Genomic DNA, 18,500 nt, shown 5'->3' on the forward strand with positions numbered 1-18,500 from the left:
GCAGGCGCATCCACAACCCTGAAAGCCCCGTCAGCAAGGCCTCAACGCCGTTGATTGGTCCCACCCAGCCGCCCGCAATGGCATGTACTGGTCAAAGGGTTTGTGGTTTAAATGGCCAGAGGCTTCATTGTTAAATTGAAGAGCTGAAAAGCGAAATAGCTGAGCAGAGTGAGGCAAGCAATGACTGAACACGTTCAAGTCGGTGGCCTGCAGGTCGCCAAAGTCCTGTTCGACTTCGTGAACAACGAAGCCATTCCCGGTACCGGCCTCACCGCCGATAAGTTCTGGGCCGGTGCCGACAAGGTCATTCATGACCTGGCGCCGAAGAACAAAGCCCTACTCGCCAAACGCGATGATTTCCAGGCTCGTATCGATGGCTGGCACCAGTCGCGTGCCGGTCAGGCGCATGACGCCGTGGCTTATAAAGCCTTCTTGCAAGACATCGGTTATCTGCTGCCAGAAGCGGCTGATTTCCAGGCAACGACGCAAAACGTCGATGACGAAATCGCCCGCATGGCCGGTCCACAGCTTGTGGTTCCGGTGATGAACGCCCGTTTCGCGCTCAATGCCTCGAACGCTCGTTGGGGTTCGCTGTATGACGCGCTCTACGGCACCGATGCCATCAGCGAAGCTGACGGCGCGGAAAAAGGCAAAGGCTACAACAAGGTTCGCGGTGACAAGGTCATCGCCTTCGCCCGTGCCTTCCTCGACGAAGCCGCGCCATTGGCTGCCGGCACTCACGTCGATTCCACCGGCTACAAGATCGTTGACGGCAAACTAGTGGTCGCCCTCAAAGGCGGTAGCAACACCGGCCTGCGCAACGATGCACAACTGATCGGTTTCCACGGCGATGCAGCGGCACCGACCGCGATCCTGCTGAAAAACAACGGCCTGCACTTCGAAATCCAGGTCGACGCCAGCACCCCGGTCGGCCAGACCGACGCTGCCGGCCTCAAAGACATCCTGATGGAAGCCGCGCTGACCACCATCATGGACTGCGAAGATTCCGTCGCTGCGGTCGATGCCGATGACAAAGTGGTGATCTACCGCAACTGGCTCGGCCTGATGAAGGGCGATTTGTCGGAAGAAGTCTCCAAGGGCGGTCAGACCTTTACCCGCACCATGAACGCCGACCGCACCTACACCGCCCTCGATGGCAGCGAATTGAGCCTGCACGGTCGCTCGCTGTTGTTCGTGCGTAACGTCGGTCACCTGATGACCATCGACGCGATCCTCGATAAAGACGGCAACGAAGTGCCGGAAGGCATCCTCGACGGTCTGGTCACCAGCCTCGCGGCCATCCACAGCCTCAACGGCAACAACTCGCGCAAGAACAGCCGCACTGGCTCGGTCTACATCGTGAAGCCGAAGATGCACGGCCCGGAAGAAGCGGCGTTCACCAACGAGCTGTTCGGTCGCATCGAAGAAGTACTTGGTCTGCCGCGCAACACGCTGAAAGTCGGGATCATGGACGAGGAGCGCCGTACCACGGTCAACCTCAAGGCCTGCATCAAGGCGGCCAGCGAGCGTGTAGTGTTCATCAACACCGGTTTCCTCGACCGTACCGGTGATGAAATCCACACCTCCATGGAAGCCGGCCCGATGGTGCGCAAGGCGGACATGAAGGCTGAGAAGTGGATTGGCGCCTACGAGAACTGGAACGTTGATATCGGTTTGAGCACCGGCCTGCAAGGTCGCGCGCAGATCGGTAAAGGCATGTGGGCGATGCCGGACCTGATGGCAGCGATGCTCGAACAGAAAATCGCTCACCCGCTGGCTGGCGCCAACACTGCGTGGGTTCCATCGCCGACCGCTGCTGCGCTGCACGCGCTGCACTACCACAAGGTCGATGTGTTCGCCCGTCAGGCCGAATTGGCCAAACGTGCACGCGCTTCAGTGGATGACATCCTGACCATCCCGTTGGCCGTCAATCCAGACTGGACTGCAGAGCAGATCAAGAACGAACTGGACAACAACGCCCAGGGCATTCTCGGTTATGTGGTGCGCTGGATCGACCAAGGTGTGGGTTGTTCGAAAGTGCCGGACATCAACGACGTCGGCCTGATGGAAGACCGTGCGACGCTGCGCATTTCCAGCCAGCACATCGCCAACTGGCTGCGTCACGGCATCGTCACCGAAGATCAGGTCATGGAAAGCCTCAAGCGCATGGCGCCAGTGGTTGACCGTCAGAACGCCAATGACTCGCTTTATCGCCCGCTGGCACCGAACTTCGACAGCAACATCGCCTTTCAGGCGGCCGTCGAACTGGTGGTCGAAGGCACGAAGCAGCCGAACGGCTACACCGAGCCGGTCCTGCACCGTCGTCGCCGCGAGTTCAAGGCTGCCAATGGCCTGTAACTAAGCGCTGACGCCGGACAAAAAAAGCCCTGATCGAAAGATCAGGGCTTTTTTGCTTCAAATCAGTTCCTACGCATCCATTCCCAACTCACGTTTGACCAGCTCCAACAGCTTGCCGGTATCGACAGGCTTGAGCAGGAAGTCGACCACGCTCAAGTGCATCGCCGCGATCGCATCTTTCACGTCGGCGTCACCGGAAACGATGATGAACGGCATGGCCGCCCGAACCGATTCACGAACCTGACGAATCAGATCCAGGCCATCGACATTTCCCATCCGCAGATCGGTAATCACCAAGCCAATCGATGGCATCGTCTCCAACATCTTGAGTGCAGTTTCGCCACTGGCGGCGGTCATGCAGCGCACCCCGTCCAGCGCCAGAATCTCCGACAGCAACTCGCGCGCGTCTTTATCGTCGTCGACGATCAGCACCCGCTGCGGCGGCAGGTCAGGTTCCAGCATGACGTCGCTCAGCGCCTTGCGCTCGGCGTCACTCAAAATATCGTGGTCGGACATGGCTTACTCTACGTTTTCATTTCTATTCCCTAGCACATCCGTCAGACATCGCTAAGCAGGCCTTCAATGTGCACTTCGTCGGAAAAGTTTCCTATAGCCAATGTAGGAGGTTTTTCCCACAGTTGCGTCAGACATTTCCCAAATACCGACAGCGTCACTGCCTACCTAGACTTACGTCCAATGGGCACCCCGCGCGCAGGGGCCGACCATGGCTGAGTCATCCGACAACAACAATTCAAAAAAAGACTGCGGTAATGGTTATGAGTAAAGAGGACGCCTTCACACAGGCAGGGAAAACCGCGGTGTTGCAGAACATCCAGGGCACTTTGCAATTCCTTCAGCGCTTCCCGCCCTTCAATCAAATGGAACACGCCCACCTGGCGTACCTGGTCGAGCAGTGTCAGCTGCGTTTTTATGCGCCTGGCGAGAGCATCCTCACGCCCGCCGACGGCCCGGTTGAGCATTTCTACATCGTCAAGCAAGGCCGGGTCGTGGGTGAGCGTCCCCACACGGCTAAGGGTGGGACCGAAACCACCTTTGAAATCACCACCGGCGAGTGTTTCCCCCTCGCCGCCCTGCTGGGTGAGCGTGCGACTCGTACCGAACATCTGGCCTCCGAAGACACCTTTTGCCTACAGCTGAACAAGCTCGCGTTCATCAAACTGTTCGCGCTTTCCGATGCGTTTCGTGACTTTTCCCTACGCGGCGTGAGCAGCCTGCTGGATCAGGTCAACCAGCAAGTCCAGCAAAAAGCCGTGGAAACCCTCGGTACCCAGTACTCGCTCAATACCCGACTGGGCGAATTGGCCATGCGCCACCCGGTCACCTGCAGCCCGACCACGCCACTGCGTGAAGCCGTGACCCTGATGCATGAGCAGCAGGTCGGCAGCATTGTGGTGGTCGACGAACATAAAGCGCCGCTGGGGATTTTCACCCTGCGCGACCTGCGCCATGTGGTGGCCGACGGCACTGACGATTTCAACGAAGCCATCGAGCGTCACATGACCCAGGCGCCGTTTTACCTGTCGCCGGACCACAGCGCCTTCGATGCGGCGATTGCCATGACCGAGCGGCACATCGCCCACGTCTGTCTGGTGAAGGATCATCGCCTGTGCGGCGTGGTCTCGGAACGTGACTTGTTTTCCCTGCAACGGGTCGATCTGGTGCACCTGGCGCGGACTATCCGCAGCGCCCAGAAGGTGGAAAATCTAGTCGCGATGCGCGGCGAGATCGGCCAACTGGTGGAGCGCATGCTGGCCCACGGCGCCTCTTCAACCCAGATCACGCACATCATCACCCTGCTCAACGACCACACCGTGTGCCGGGTGATCGAACTGACCCTCGCCGAGAAAGGCGACCCCGGCATTCCGTTCAGTTGGCTGTGCTTCGGAAGCGAAGGCCGCCGCGAGCAGACGCTGCACACCGATCAGGACAACGGCATTCTGTTCGAAGCCCGGGACGCGGCCCACGCCGCCGAGATTCGCGGCAAATTGCTACCCATTGCCCAGCAGATCAACCAGAGCCTGGCGCTCTGCGGTTTCACCCTGTGCAAGGGCAACATCATGGCCGGCAACCCTGAGCTGTGTCTGTCCCGGGCCGAGTGGTCACGACGTTTTTCCGCATTTATCCGCGAGGCCACGCCGGAGAACCTGTTGGGTTCGAGCATTTATTTCGACTTGCGGGTGGTCTGGGGCGACGAGCAAGGCTGCGAGCAGCTGCGTCAGGGCATTCTCGATCAGGTGAATGACAACCGTCTGTTCCAACGGATGATGGCCGAGAACGCCCTGCGCAACCGTCCGCCCGTGGGACGTTTCCGTGAGTTCGTACTGGCTCGCAAGAATGGCGAGAAAGCCACCCTGGATTTGAAACTCCAGGGGCTGACGCCGTTTGTCGACGGTGCCCGACTGCTCGCGTTGGCCCACGGGGTCGAGGCGAACAACACGTTGGAGCGCTTTCGCCAACTGGTGGACAAAGAAGTCATCGAACGGCTGGACGGTGCCGCGTACGAAGAGGCCTATCACTTCATCCAGCAAGCCCGCATGCAGCAACATCAGCTACAGACTCGGGAGAACTTGCCCTACTCCAACCGGGTCGATCCAGACAGCCTCAATCATCTGGATCGACGGATCCTGCGTGAATCCCTGCGCCAGGCACAACGCCTGCAAAGCAGCCTGGCCCTGCGGTATCAGCTATGAGCCTGTTTTCATGGCTGCGCCCGGTAGGTCCCAGCCTTCCCGGCGAACTCCAACAACGTCTGCAATGCTTGCCCTCCGCGGCAGAGCTCGGCGAATGCAGCTTGCGCGAACAGCGCTGGGTGGTGCTCGACCTGGAAACCACCGGATTGAACCTGAACAAGGATCGGGTGTTGTCCATCGGCGCGGTGGTGATCGAGGACGGGGCGATCGACTTCAGCCAGCAGTTCGAACGCACGTTGCAATGCGCGGACATGAAGTTGGCTCCCAGCGTGTTGATCCATGGCCTGGGGCCGAGTGCGATTGCCGCTGGCAGTGATCCGGCTCAGGCCCTGGTCGAATTCATGGAGTTTGTTGGCGACAGCCCGGTGCTGGCGTTTCATGCGCCGTTCGATCAACACATGCTCGGGCGCGCCTTGAAAGACCATCTGGGCTACAAGTTGCAGCATCCATTTCTGGATGTGGCTGATATCGCGCCGTTGCTTTGCCCTCAGGCGCACATTCGCGATGCCGGGCTGGATGAGTGGATCGACTGGTTCAAACTGGAAGTGTTCGAGCGTCACAATGCCAGTGCCGATGCGTTGGCCACCGCTGAGCTGGCGTTGATTTTGTTTAGCCGGGCGCGGCAGATGCAGATTCATAGCCCGTTGAATCTGCAGCAGCGATTGAGTCAGTGGAAGCGGCGGCAGCGGGCGCCTTCGTTTTGAAATAGGGGGCAACTTCAAGAGCCACCCCTCACCCCAACCCTCCCGAAACGTCGGACCGCCCCAGAGGGGAGAGGGGGAAAGGGAGCCGATCTCCATGCATTTCAAAACTTGAGTTCATCTCGATATCTCAAGTCGCAAATTTTCTAAAGAAACCCACAGTCTGTCCCCTCGCCCCTCTGGGGCGGTCCGACGTTTCGGGAGGGTTAGGGTGAGGGGTCGATTTCAAGCCGTGCCCCCAACCAAACCTCCCACGCCCCACCCGACCAGCGCCAATTGCTTACCTCCCCCGCCTCTGCCACAATCGCGAACAATTCTCGTTAGTTAATACTTCCCAATCGGTGATGCTGCGTGTCGTCAGTCCAAAGCCCTCAAAGTGAACTCGTTGGTGCGTTGTATCGCGACCATCGCGGTTGGCTATTGGCCTGGCTGCGACGCAATGTGGCCTGTCCGCAACGGGCCGAAGACCTGAGTCAGGACACTTTCGTGCGTTTGCTGGGTCGTGAAGAACTGAAGGAACCGCGTGAACCTCGCGCGTTTCTAGTGGCGATTGCCAAGGGTCTGCTGTTCGACTATTTCCGCCGCGCCGCGCTGGAACAGGCCTACCTCACCGAACTGATGCTGATCCCCGCAGGTGAACAACCGTCGGTGGAGGAACAGCAGCTGATCCTCGAAGACCTCAAAGCCATCGACCGCCTGCTCGGCAAGCTCTCAAGCAAGGCCCGGGCGGCGTTTCTCTATAACCGTCTCGACGGCCTCGGCCACGCCGAAATCGCCGAGCGCCTGGGTGTGTCAGTACCAAGGGTGCGTCAGTATCTGGCCCAAGGCATTCGTCAGTGCTACATCGCGTTGTACGGTGAGCCGGTATGAGTCCGGTCAGCTCTAAACCCGTCTCGGCGCAGGTGCTGGATGCCGCGATTGCCTGGCAGTTGTCCCTGGACTCCGGCAACCCGGTGGAGCGCGAAGAGTTCGCCAAATGGCACGCCGCCCACGAAGAACACGCGCGGGCCTGGCGCCAACTGGGCATGCTCGACCAGCGCTTCAGCGTGGCCAGCGGCCCGGCTCGCACCGCGTTACTGCAATCGCGCGAAAGCATCCGCCGGCGTGTGCGCAAACTCGGCAGCGGCGTGGCCAGTATCGTCGCGGTGATCGGGTTGGCGTTGTTCGCCGGTGATCGTTATCTGCCGATTGACTATTGGCTGGCCGACCAGCGCACCGCCACGGGTGAGCAACGCACCCTGCGCCTGACCGACGGCACGCTGATCAACCTCAACACCCACAGTGCCGTGGATGTGCGTTTCGATGAAAAACAACGGCTGATCATCCTCCAGGAAGGGGAAATCCTCGTCGAAACCGGCCATGGCGACGCCCGGCCGTTTATCGTCGAAACCCGCGAAGGCAGCATGCGTGCGTTGGGGACAAGGTTCCTGGTCAAGCGTGAAGAAGAAGGTACGCGCCTGAGCGTGCTGAAATCGGCAGTGGCGGCCCATCCCGAGTCGAGCCCTGAAGAGCAGATTCTGCGTGAAGGCCAGCAAGTCCTGATGCGCAGCAATGGCCTCGGACCGATCGTCGCGCTCAACCTCGGCGCCGATGCCTGGACCCGCGGCATGCTGGTGGTGGACAACACGCGGCTGGAAGACCTGGTCCATGAACTCGGTCGTTATCGACGCGGACATCTTGGCGTTGCTCCAGAAATCGCCGACCTGCGCATCACCGGCAGCTTCCCGCTGCACGACACCGATCTGGCCCTGAGCGCCCTGCTGCCGACCCTGCCGGTGCAGATCGAACAGCACTCGCCGTGGTGGGTGACGGTATCGGCAAAGACTGAGAACAAGTGATCGCGCCACAAACGATCACTTACTGAATCGAAATTATTTTCAATCAGCCCTATCACTTTTGAATTCTCGTTCGGCACCTAGGCAATTGAGAAGTATTTCCATTCAGGAGCCGCTGTATGTCCCGTTCGCTAGACACCTTGTTGCGCCCCAGTTTGCTGGCGATTGCCATTGCCCTTTGCGCCCCTCTGGCCAGCAGTCAGCTGATGGCCGCTGAACAGGCGTCCAGCGTTCGCGCCTACAACCTGCCGGCCGCGCCATTGGCCAACACCCTGAACCAGATCGCCAGCCAGGCTGGCCTGGCGCTGTCGTTGAATCCTTCACTGGCGGCAGGCAAGACCTCGGCACCGGTCAAAGGCCAGTTCGACGCAGCCGGCGCCCTGCGCGAAGCTTTGCGCGGCACCGGTCTGCAACTGGAACAAAGCAGCGCTGGCACCTTCAGCCTGGTGGCCGTGCCCGAGGGCGTGATGGCCCTGCCGGAAACCGCCGTCATTGGCGTGGAAAACACCGAGAGCGCTTGGGGGCCGGTACAAGGCTACCTCGCCAAACGTACGGCAGCAGGGACTAAAACCGATACGGCACTGGCGGAGGCACCGCGGTCAATTTCTGTTGCCACCCGTGAACAGATGCAAGACCGCGCCGTACAAAATCTGGATGACGCAGTTCGTTACATGCCCGGCGTCGTAGCCAGCAGCTACGGCAGCGATAGCCGCGCCGAGTGGTTGAAGGTTCGTGGCTTTGAGCCCACCCAATTCCTCGATGGACTGCCCCTGCCCAAGGGCACCTATACCATGCCGAAGATGGAAACCTGGGATCTGGAGCGCGTGGCCCTGCTGCGTGGCCCGGCCTCATCGGTTTACGGCCAGACGCCTCCTGGTGGTTTGATCGATATGGTCAGCCGCCGCCCTGAAGACATTGCCAGCAACGAAGTGCAATTGCAGATCGGCAACTATCAGCGCAAGCAAATCAGCTTCGACAGCACCGGCCCCATCGATGACGAAGGACGCTTGCTTTACCGTGTCAGCGGCGTGGTGCGAGACAGCAACACAACCATCGAGCACAACGACGACAAGCGTTACAACATCGCTCCCAGCCTGACATGGAACATCGATCCCGACACCAAGCTGACGTTCCTCAGCCAGTTCAACCGTGACGACACAGGCATCACCAGCCAGTTTCTTCCTTTACAGGGCACCAAACTTTCAACGCCTGCTGGCGAAGTGAAGTACCACAAGAATCTCGGTGACCCGGAGTGGGAGTTCTACGACAAGACCTATTACGCTTTGGGATATGCCTTTGAGCACCGGATGAACGATGTCTGGCAGTTCCGTCAAAACCTGCGCTACACCAAGAGTGATCTGTCCTTCCAAGGCATCACCGCAGGCGGTTTTTTCGGTTCGGTCAGTGACGACGGTACCCTGGCCCGAGGTGCCAACGTCGTCAACGAAGACATCAGTCAGTTCGCCGTGGATAACAATTTCCAGGCGGATTTCGACACGGGTTCGATCAAGCACACAGTGTTGCTGGGCCTGGACCACCAGCGCGTCAACACCAATTACAAATGGCTGTTTGGCAGCGCGCCGACCAGCAATATCATCAACCCGATTTACGGCCAGGACTTCAGCAACGTCAGCTACACCGCGTTCAATGATTACAACCAGAAGACCTATGACACAGGTCTGTACTTCCAGGACCAGATGGCCCTGGATAACTGGCGCCTGACCTTGGGCGGCCGTCAGGACTGGCTGCACACCGACACGACCTTCTACAACATGAACGATGCAAAGGACACTCGCGACGACACCGCCTTCACCGGCAACGCGGCGCTTAGCTACGTGTTCGACTCCGGCTTTACACCGTACATCTCCTACGCCGAATCCTTCCAGGCGGAAGCCGGTGGCGCCAATGGCGCGGCTTTCCGTCCAGGCACTGGCAAACAATATGAGATCGGTATCAAGTACCAGCCTCCGGGCAGCGACATCTTGTTCACCGCAGCTGCCTATGACCTGACCCGCAAGGACATCGTACTCAGTGACACCCTGGGTGTATCTCGCCCACTGGGTGAGGCCAATGTGCGTGGGTTCGAGTTGGAAGCTACCGGTAACGTCAACGAGAACTTGAAATTGACGGCCGCGTACACCTACGCCAACAGCAAGATGACGAAAGTCACCGACCCTCTGGATAAAAACCGCCCACTACCACTGACCCCGGAAAACCAGGCTTCTGCATGGGCTGATTACACATGGCATACAGGTGTTCTGGATGGCTTTGGAATCGGCTTCGGCGTGCGCTATATCGGCGAAACCGACAACATCGCCATCGGCAGCATGGGCTTCGTACGCGATCCATCAGATGGTCATAGCAGTTCCTACACCGTCTATGACGCGGCAGTCCATTACGACTTGGGCCGCCTGAACAATACGCTCAAGGGTGTCAGTCTCAGCGTCAATGCCAACAACGTGTTCGATAAAGAATACATTTCGACCTGCGACGGTTTTTACTGCTATTACGGCGACCGTCGCAACGTAATGGCCAGCGTCGGCTACAAGTGGTAACGGCTTGATCTGACACACCTGATACCCAGGCCGTCCTTCGAGGACGGCTTTGGTATTTCTGAAGGCTATGAAATGAAAAGCAAAACAATTCGCCGCTGGTCCTTCGTCCACACCTGGACCAGCCTGATCTGCACCGTGTTCCTGCTGATGCTGGCGCTGACCGGCCTGCCATTGATCTTCCATCACGAAATCGACCACTTGCTGGGCGATGCCGCTGAATTGAAGGCCATGCCGGCGGACACCCCGCAGCTGAATTTGCAGCAGTTGGTGCAGGCGGCTGAAAAGCATCGGCCCGGTGAGGTCATGCAGTATTTCGGCTTCGACGAAGACGAGCCCAACGCCGCGATTACGATCATGGCAGCCACCGCCGGCACTGAACCGAACTCGTCTCACACCTTCATGCTCGACGCCCGCACCGGCGAAGCGCTGGATATGCCGTCGGCCAATGGCGGCTTCATGATGATCATGCTGCGCCTGCACGTGGACATGTTCGCCGGTCTGCCGGGCAAGTTGCTGCTGGCGTTCATGGGCATTCTGTTCGTGGTGGCGATTGTCTCCGGGACCGTGCTGTACCTGCCGTTCATGCGGCGATTGAAATTCGCCACTGTGCGCCAAGACAAATCCGCCCGTCTGCGCTGGCTCGATCTGCATAACCTGATCGGCGTGGTGACCTTGACCTGGGTCTTGGTGGTCGGCGTCACCGGCGTCATCAGCGCCTGCGCCGACCTGTTGATCGCCGCGTGGCGCAACGACAGCCTGAGCGCGATGGTCGCGCCGTACCGCGACGCGCCGCCACTGACACAACTGGCGCCCGCGACCCGCTTGCTCGACATCGCCAAGGAAGTCGCACCGGGCATGCAGCCGGATTTTATCGCCTTCCCCGGCACACGATTCTCCAGCGAACACCATTACGCGGTGTTCATGAAAGGCAGCACTCACCTGACCTCGCACCTGCTGACACCGGTGCTGATCGACGCCAGTACCCTGCAAGTCACCGCCGTGGCCGAGCGCCCGTGGTACATGGACGCCATGGGCATGTCGCAACCGTTGCACTTCGGTAATTACGGCGGCATGCCGATGAAGATCCTCTGGGCGACCCTGGATGTGCTGACCATCATCGTGCTCGGTAGCGGGGTTTACCTGTGGGTGGTGCGGCGCAAGGCTGCCAAACCGGTGCTCGAGAACGCGGAGAGTCCAGCATGAGGCCAAGGCAGTCGAATTTCTGGAAGGTCTTCTCCACCCCCACCGTTATCGCCCTGCTCAGCGCCGCGGGGTTGTTTGCCGCGTTGCTGGGGGATGGGGTGTGGGACGCATTGAGCTGGTTGGGCCTGGGCGTTCCAGCCACCCTTGCGCTGCGCGGCCTGCTGCAACGCCGCTAATAACACCGAACCTGTTGCGTGATTCACGCGCTATGCTGCCCAACACTGTCCCACACCGAGACGCTGCCATGTCCGCCCCCAACATGACCCTGTTCCACAACCCGTTGTCGCCCTTCGTTCGCAAAGTCATGGTGCTGCTGCACGAAACCGGTCAACAGGACCGCGTGGCGCTGCAAGACTGCGTGCTCACACCAGTCAGCCCGGACCTGATACTCAACGAAGACAATCCGCTGGGTAAAATTCCAGCCTTGCGCCTGGCCGATGGCAACGTCATCCATGACAGCCGGGTGATCCTCGATTACCTCGACCACCAGCACGTCGGCAACCCGCTGATACCGCGCGACGGCTCGGCCCGCTGGCGGCGCCTGACCCTGGCCTCCCTGGCCGACGGGATCATGGACGCTGCGGTGCTGATTCGTTATGAAGTCGCCCTGCGTGCCCCGGAAAAACACTGGGACGAATGGCTCGATGGCCAGCGCGAGAAGATTCGTCGCGGCCTGGCATTGCTGGAAGTGGACGCGATTGCCGAGCTGACCAGCCATTTCGATGTGGCGGCGATCAGTGTTGCCTGTGCATTGGGCTACCTGGATTTGCGCCATCCGGATCTGGAATGGCGCACGACGAATCCGAAGCTGGCGAACTGGTATTTTGAGGTGAGTCAGCGGCCTTCGATGGTGGCGACGATGCCGAAGGTTTAGATTTTCGCTAACTCTACGGGCCTCTTCGCGAGCAGGCTCGCTCCCACAGTTGATCTGTGGTGTGCACAAACTTAGTGTTCACTGGAGATCTTTTGTGGGAGCGAGCCTGCTCGCGAAGGCACCACACCGGATCTAACGGAAACAACACCGCAATCTGCATCGCCAACTCTTCCCCCTCCCGCTGATCCTCACGCAACCCCAACGACCGGCTCATTCCATCGCTCCAATATCAAACGCCAACGGCTTGGCCGACTTCTGCCCAATCCCATACCAGTCCAGCTTGCGGGTCAGCACCATGAACACGCCCAGCAAACCGAACAACAGCAGCGAACCCATCAACAACGCGTAATCCTCTGCACTGAGCAAGCCATAGAGCAAGCCATACAACGCCGCCAATCCCGCCGAAAAACTCAAGCCGTGACGCACGCTGCGCAGCACATGGCAGACATAAAAACCGATCAACAACACACAGCTGCCCGCCGACAACAAGTATGCCAGGGCAAAGCCGATGTGCTCGGACAGTGACAGCAACAGCAGGTAGAAAAACGCCAGGGCCACGCCTACCAGCGCGTATTGCACCGGGTGTACCGCCAGGCTTTTCAGCACTTCGAAGAGGAAGAAACCGGCGAAGGTCAGGACGATAAACAGCAACGCATATTTGATGGCCCGATCACTCTTCAGGTACTGATCCACCGGGTCGATGAAGCTCACCCCGAAACTGCGGCCGGTGTAGGCTTCGCAGCCACCGCCGGACACGCAACTGCTCAAGGCCTCTTGCAAATTGGTGGAGAAAAACGAGGTCTGCCAATGGGCGGTGAATCCCTGATCACTGACTTCACGCTGGGCCGGCAGGTAGTTGCCGATGAAACTCGGATGCGGCCAATTGGCGGCCAGCGATACTTTGCTGGTTTTGCCCACCGGAAGAATCTGCAACTGGCCAGTGCCTTGCAGACGCAGGTCGAAACCGAAGGCCAGTTCTGTGGCTTGCTTCGCGTCGAACGCCGGCAGGGTGACATGCACGCCCTCCCCCAACCAGCCCACCTGGCTACCCGGCACGAAGTCCAGTTTCAAACCATTGAGCTCGAGTTTCAGGGCATTTTCGATGCCGCGAATGTCGCTGATCCCGACCGCCAAAAATGGCTGATCGAACTGGTAATCGGCGAAATCCTCCTTGATACCAAATTGAGCAGGGACCGAAAAATGCCCGCTGATGCGGTTGTCCGCATGAAACAGACGCGCCTCATAAATGCCCCGGGAACGCAGTTCGGTCTGGACCTGGCCGTCGAGTTCGAAGCGTTCAGGGAGGAAATACAAACGGCCGCGCTCTTCACCCACGTCCTGATAACGCTCGTTGGTTTTCTCGTTGAGCTTCCAGGTGCGCACCACTTTGCGATACGGCACCACCATCAGCGGCCCGCTCAGTTGCTGGCTGTAGCTGGAACTGCGGGCGATGTCTTCGAGGACACCGTCGCGCAGTTGCTGACGATCCTGGATCACACCGTTAATCATCAAGAGCGGGATCAGCAACAACAGAATCAGAAGGGCAATTGCCCCGAGTTTTATGGTCAGGCTGCGGTTCATGGGACTCTCCCTGTTTGGATGGGGAGAGTCTGGGATTTGTATGTGGAGGGTGTGTGGGGTGTATGTGGAGAGTGTGTGAGAAGTTCAAGAACCACCCCTCACCCTAACCCTCTCCCCAGAGGGGCGAGGGGACTGATCCGTGAGTTCCTTAGAAATACTGCGACCTGAAATATCGAGTCGAACTCAAGTTTGAAAAGCTTGAAGATCAGCTCCCTTTCCCCTCTCCCCTCTGGGGAGAGGGCTGGGGTGAGGGGTGGATCTAAGCAGGCATACGCAATTTGACTTGAACACCACCGTCAACATTACCGATGTTCAATGACCCACCATGTAACTTGACCACCTCTTCAACGAAGTTAAGCCCCAACCCCGTGCTCTTGCGCCCGCTGTCCGGTCGCGGCAGGGAATAGAAGCGTTCGCTCAGTCGCGGCAGCGCATAGTCGGGAATCGCCTCGGCCTGGTTGAACAGCCTGAATTCGATCTGTTCACCGATCTTCTCGGCGCTGAATCGCAGCAAGCCCTGCGCCGGGGTGAAATCCAAAGCGTTCTCCAGCAGATTGCCCAGCGCCTGACGCAACAGGAACGGTTCACCGGTCAGCAACAGATCCGTTGCAATGGTTTGTTCCACGCGCAACTGCTTGCCTTCGATGCGCGCCGCCTGAGCGCTCAGCAATTCATCCACCAACTTCGCCAGCGGCACCGCCACCCGCTCTTCCAGCCCTTGGCGTTGCTCGACCAGGGCCAGATTCAACAGGCGTTCGATCAACTGCTGCATCCGCGCGCTTTCGCTGTCGATGTTGCTGACAAAACGCTGTTGCTGGGCCAGCGGCATCTCGCCTTGCAGCAACTCCGCCGCGCCACGAATAGCCGCCAGCGGGCTTTTCAGTTCGTGGGTCAATGTGTGCACATAACGCTCGACGTAGGCTTTGCCTTCGAGCTGCGTGCGCATCTGCTCCACCGCCGTCGCCAGTTGTTCCAGCTCGCCGCCACGGTAGTGCGGAATCTCGACCCTGCGGCCCTCACTGACTGCCTGAGCGTAAGCAGTCAGCCGCCGCAGCGCGGCGCTCAACCACCACGACAACAGCGCGCCAAACAGCAGACCGAGGCCGATCAACCCGGCCCCCCAGGCAAGCAATCGCCGCTCAGTGCGATCAACGTATGGCTGCAACGAGCTGTTGGGTTTGGCGACGGTGACCACGCCGATGATCTGGCCGTTGTCGCGAATCGGAGCGCCGACGTGCATCACTGAGGAGTTCGGATCGTCCGGATCGCTGCGGCTGGAACGAGCGCCGTATTCGCCACGCAGGGTCAGTAAAACATCGTTCCAACGCGAGTAATCCTGCCCCACTGCCACACCGCTGGAGTCCAGCACCACAACGCCCTTGGCATCGGTGACGTAGATCCGGTGGTTGACCTGATTCTTCGGCAATCCCCAGATACTCGCCTTCGGTTGCCGTTCGCCATAAGCCTTGAGCAGCTCGGGCCAACGGTTCTGATTCAGGGTGCCGGCCTTGAAGTCGTCGCGCAGGATTTCGGCCATCAGGTTGGCGGTGTCGACCAGGGTTTCTTCGGTGGACTGGCGCACGCCGGGACGGATTTCTTCCATCACGGTGTTCAACACGAAGTAACCGGTCAGGCCGATAAACAGCACATAGACCAGAAAAATCCGGATCCCCAGCGGCATCAGCTACGCCCCGGGCTATAGCTGTAGCCGAGGCCGCGATGGGTCTGGATCGGTTCAGCGTCGGCTTTCACCTGGCGCAGTTTGGCGCGCACGCTCTTGATGTGGCTGTCGATGCTGCGCTCGTACCCGGCATCTGCAGCGACGCCCAGCGCATCGAGCAATTGCTCGCGACTGAAGACGCGTTCGGGTTGGTCCAGCAGGCATTGCAACAGACGGAATTCATGGCGGGTCAGGGTTAGAAGCTGACCGCGATAGCTGATCTGCACCCGTTCGCTGTCAATGCGAAACAGCGCCGATGTCACCTCGGCGGTCGCTCGCGGCGCCATGCGTTTTAGAATCGCCCGGACCCGCGCCGCCACTTCCCTTGGGCTGAACGGCTTGACCACATAATCGTCGGCCCCGATTTCCAGGCCCACGACGCGATCGATTTCAGCATCACGGGCGCTGAGGAAAATCACCGGTACTTCACTGAAACGCCGCAATTGCTTGCAGGTCTCGAAGCCGCTGATGTCCGGCAGACCGATGTCGAGAATGATCAGATCGGCAGGAGTCTGGCGCTGATGCTCAAGCGCAGCGGCGCCAAGGCTCAGCCAGGTGGTGGTGAAGCCCTCGCCCTGCAAGGCGAAAATCAGGGTGTCGGCAATCGCTGCTTCGTCTTCGACAATCAGGATATGAGGCATGGCGTCCGAGCCCGGGAGTTAAGTGGGCGAACGGTGCCCCAAGGCTCACGTCACGTCAATGAGACCACTTGAAATCAGCAGTCGGGTTTGTCCGCCGTAAAGCGCCGTGCCGGGTTCACCGCCGCGCCGAACTCACGCAAGGCTTTGGCACCGATCAACAAAGGGTAGTTGAAGCTGCTGCGGTCGGTGAGGTTGACCTCCACGGTGCGCTTGACGTTGCCCAGGCACAGTTCCAGATCGACCACCGGGCGCTTGGTGGGCTCGACCGCGTCGTTGTCATCCTCGTCTTCTTCGGAGCGGGTCTTGATCTTGCTGATCCGCGCGACCTTGTGTTCGTAGACCTTGTTGCTCGCGCCTTTGGTGGCGAGGCGGAAACGCACCCACTCGTCGCCATCGCGGGTAAAGGTTTCGATGTCTTTGGCCGACAGCGACGCGGTCAGGGCGCCGGTGTCCATCTTGGCCTTGAGGACTTCGCCACCGATTTCCGGCAGCGCGATGTATTCGTAGCGCCCGTACAGGGTCGGCTCAGCGGCCAGGACCGGCAGGGCCACGAGGGAAAGCAGTGCAAGGAGGGATTTCACGTAATGGGCTTCCTTGGGCAATTGGGGCGTCGAACGCGGAATTTTAGACCGCCAGTAGGGAATTCGTTCGTTCTTCAGATCTTTCGCGAGCAGGCTCGCTCCCACAGGGATCTCTATTGTTCACAGTTCAAGTGTTCAACACACAAATCCTGTGGGAGCGAGCCTGCTCGCGATGGGGCCGGAATGATCACGACAGGACCAGCATAACCACGTAAAGGTGAAACATTCGTCCTCACCGATTTGGCCTGCCGTCCGAAGCTGCTTATCATTGCGCGCCCAAAGGCTTTCAAGAGTTATTTATGCGCCGCCTGCTCACCGGCTGTTTCGTTACCCTGCTGCTGTTGCTCAATACCCTGGCCCTGTTCGGGCCGCTGATGGTGTTCGCCTTGCTCAAACTGGTCCTGCCCGGGCGCTTGCGTGATTACGCCTCATGGACGGTCATGGGGATCGCCGAGACCTGGGCCGAAATCGACAAGCTGATTTTCCGCCTGTGCATCCCCACGCAATGGGATATCCGTGGCGGCGATGACCTGCGGGTCGATACATCGTATCTGGTGATCAGTAACCATCAATCCTGGGTCGATATCCCGGCGCTGATCCAAACGTTGAACCGACGCACGCCGTTCTTCAAGTTCTTCCTCAAGAAAGAGCTGATCTGGGTGCCGTTCCTGGGGTTGGCGTGGTGGGCGCTGGATTACCCGTTCATGAAACGCTACACCAAGGCATTCCTGGCGAAGCACCCTGAGTTGGCCGGCAAGGACCTGGAGATCACCAAAGCGGCGTGCGAGTTGTACAAGCGTCAGCCGGTGACGGTGGTCAATTACCTGGAAGGCACACGCTATACCGCGGCGAAAAGTGCCCAGCAGCAATCACCTTTCACCCACCTGCTCAAGCCCAAGGCTGGCGGCGTGGCGTTTGTACTGGCGGCAATGGGCGAACAGCTGGACGCCGTCCTTGATGTGACGGTGGTGTATCCGCAGCAGACGATTCCGGGGTTCTGGGATTTGCTCAGCGGCAACGTGCCGAGGGTCATCATCGACATCAAGACCCGCGAACTCGACCCGGCGCTGTGGCAGGGCGATTACGAAAACGATCCGCAGTTTCGCGAAACCATCCAGAACTGGGTCAACCAGCTCTGGATCGAGAAGGACCTGCGCATCGACGCGTTGCGCGCCGAGCGCCGCTGAATCAGGTACCGGTGCCTGCGCCCCAGATCCCGCCCAGGTTTGTCAGCAGCGACCCGCCGACGCCCTGCTGACCGAAAAATTGCAGAAGCACGGGGGCAAACAGGCCGATCATGCCAGTGTCCATGCCCAATGCGCTGAAGGCACTGTTCAGGTCGTTGGTGTTATTCACGTTGCCCAGGACGTTGTCCAGACCTGCCGCTTTACCGGACGAGCCAAGCAAGCCGCTGAGGACGCCCAGTTCACCGCCACCGGACAGTAAGTCGATTCCGGGCACGCTTTTGGCCAACTCCGAGTAGTCAGTCGAACTCAATTGATTCTTCGCCAGACCGAGCATCGCCCCGGCACCGCCAATGGCTTGTTCTGGCGTCACGTTCAATTGGCTAAGCGCACTCAGCAGACCGGCCGTCTGCGCGGTCGGTGCGGCCGCGGCGGCGTCATCGCCCTGCGTGCCGGAGAGGGCATTGGCCGCATCGAACAGGCTGAACTGAGCAAAGACCGGACTGGCCGCCAGACACATCAGCGAAGCCAGTGCAAAACCGCGTGAAATCTTCAT

At 59.4% G+C, this 18,500-nt stretch carries 16 protein-coding genes; 10 read left to right on the forward strand and 6 right to left on the reverse strand.

Going from position 1 to position 18,500, the window contains the following annotated elements:
• Positions 1–180: 180 nt before the first annotated feature.
• Complete coding sequence (locus tag ACA056_RS26445; protein WP_497268847.1) at positions 181–2,358, forward strand: malate synthase G; 2,178 nt, start codon at positions 181–183, stop codon at positions 2,356–2,358.
• 69 nt (positions 2,359–2,427) lie between these two features.
• Here ACA056_RS26445 and ACA056_RS26450 read toward each other — a convergent pair whose 3' ends face one another.
• Positions 2,428–2,874, reverse strand: a complete 447-nt coding sequence (locus tag ACA056_RS26450; RefSeq protein ID WP_497268849.1) for a response regulator — start codon at positions 2,872–2,874, stop codon at positions 2,428–2,430.
• A gap of 254 nt (positions 2,875–3,128) precedes the next feature.
• On the opposite strand from ACA056_RS26450, the gene ACA056_RS26455 reads away from it, so the two are divergent.
• From ACA056_RS26455 to ACA056_RS26490, 8 genes are all read left to right on the forward strand, one after another.
• Positions 3,129–5,069, forward strand: a complete 1,941-nt coding sequence (locus ACA056_RS26455) for a putative nucleotidyltransferase substrate binding domain-containing protein (protein WP_497268851.1) — start codon at positions 3,129–3,131, stop codon at positions 5,067–5,069.
• A complete protein-coding gene (locus ACA056_RS26460; RefSeq protein ID WP_497268853.1) occupies positions 5,066–5,773 on the forward strand; it encodes a 3'-5' exonuclease in 708 nt (235 codons plus the stop codon). Before ACA056_RS26455 ends, ACA056_RS26460 begins: the two co-directional genes overlap by 4 nt.
• 348 nt (positions 5,774–6,121) lie before the next feature.
• Positions 6,122–6,640, forward strand: coding sequence for an RNA polymerase sigma factor (locus tag ACA056_RS26465; protein WP_046052410.1), 519 nt, complete (start codon positions 6,122–6,124; stop codon positions 6,638–6,640).
• Entirely contained in the window at positions 6,637–7,608 is a 972-nt protein-coding gene (locus ACA056_RS26470) for a FecR domain-containing protein (RefSeq protein WP_497268855.1), read from the forward strand. Before ACA056_RS26465 ends, ACA056_RS26470 begins: the two co-directional genes overlap by 4 nt.
• A 116-nt stretch (positions 7,609–7,724) precedes the next feature.
• Entirely contained in the window at positions 7,725–10,160 is a 2,436-nt protein-coding gene (locus ACA056_RS26475) for a TonB-dependent siderophore receptor (RefSeq protein ID WP_497268857.1), read from the forward strand.
• A 72-nt stretch (positions 10,161–10,232) separates the two neighbouring features.
• Positions 10,233–11,363 carry a PepSY-associated TM helix domain-containing protein gene (locus tag ACA056_RS26480; protein WP_497268859.1) on the forward strand — a complete coding sequence of 377 codons (1,131 nt, stop codon included), beginning with the start codon at positions 10,233–10,235 and terminating at the stop codon, positions 11,361–11,363.
• Positions 11,360–11,539, forward strand: a complete 180-nt coding sequence (locus ACA056_RS26485; RefSeq protein ID WP_497268861.1) for a hypothetical protein — start codon at positions 11,360–11,362, stop codon at positions 11,537–11,539. Before ACA056_RS26480 ends, ACA056_RS26485 begins: the two co-directional genes overlap by 4 nt.
• Positions 11,540–11,607: 68 nt before the next feature.
• Positions 11,608–12,237, forward strand: a complete 630-nt coding sequence (locus ACA056_RS26490) for a glutathione S-transferase (RefSeq protein WP_497268863.1) — start codon at positions 11,608–11,610, stop codon at positions 12,235–12,237.
• 210 nt (positions 12,238–12,447) lie between these two features.
• Here ACA056_RS26490 and creD read toward each other — a convergent pair whose 3' ends face one another.
• From creD to rloA2, 4 genes are all read right to left on the reverse strand, one after another.
• Positions 12,448–13,818: a cell envelope integrity protein CreD gene (creD, locus tag ACA056_RS26495; protein WP_497268865.1), complete on the reverse strand. Its 1,371-nt coding sequence runs from the start codon at positions 13,816–13,818 to the stop codon at positions 12,448–12,450.
• Between the two features lie 259 nt (positions 13,819–14,077).
• Positions 14,078–15,499, reverse strand: a complete 1,422-nt coding sequence (creC, locus tag ACA056_RS26500; RefSeq protein ID WP_497268867.1) for a two-component system sensor histidine kinase CreC — start codon at positions 15,497–15,499, stop codon at positions 14,078–14,080.
• Positions 15,499–16,179: a two-component system response regulator CreB gene (gene creB, locus ACA056_RS26505; protein WP_497268869.1), complete on the reverse strand. Its 681-nt coding sequence runs from the start codon at positions 16,177–16,179 to the stop codon at positions 15,499–15,501. The genes creC and creB overlap by 1 nt, the downstream gene beginning before the upstream one ends.
• Before the next feature lie 74 nt (positions 16,180–16,253).
• The gene (gene rloA2 / locus ACA056_RS26510; RefSeq protein ID WP_497268871.1) at positions 16,254–16,760 is read right to left on the reverse strand and encodes a retropepsin-like aspartic peptidase RloA2; all 507 of its coding nucleotides are present in this window, start codon (positions 16,758–16,760) and stop codon (positions 16,254–16,256) included.
• A gap of 299 nt (positions 16,761–17,059) precedes the next feature.
• Between rloA2 and yihG the strand changes: the two genes are divergently transcribed.
• Positions 17,060–17,947, forward strand: coding sequence for a 1-acylglycerol-3-phosphate O-acyltransferase, YihG family (yihG, locus tag ACA056_RS26515; protein WP_497268873.1), 888 nt, complete (start codon positions 17,060–17,062; stop codon positions 17,945–17,947).
• A 1-nt stretch (position 17,948) separates the two neighbouring features.
• On the opposite strand, the gene ACA056_RS26520 is transcribed toward yihG, so the two are convergent.
• On the reverse strand, positions 17,949–18,500 hold the full coding sequence (locus ACA056_RS26520; protein WP_497268875.1) for a DUF2780 domain-containing protein: 552 nt from the start codon (positions 18,498–18,500) through the stop codon (positions 17,949–17,951).

It is taken from the genome of Pseudomonas sp. LBUM1666, assembly GCF_059695775.1.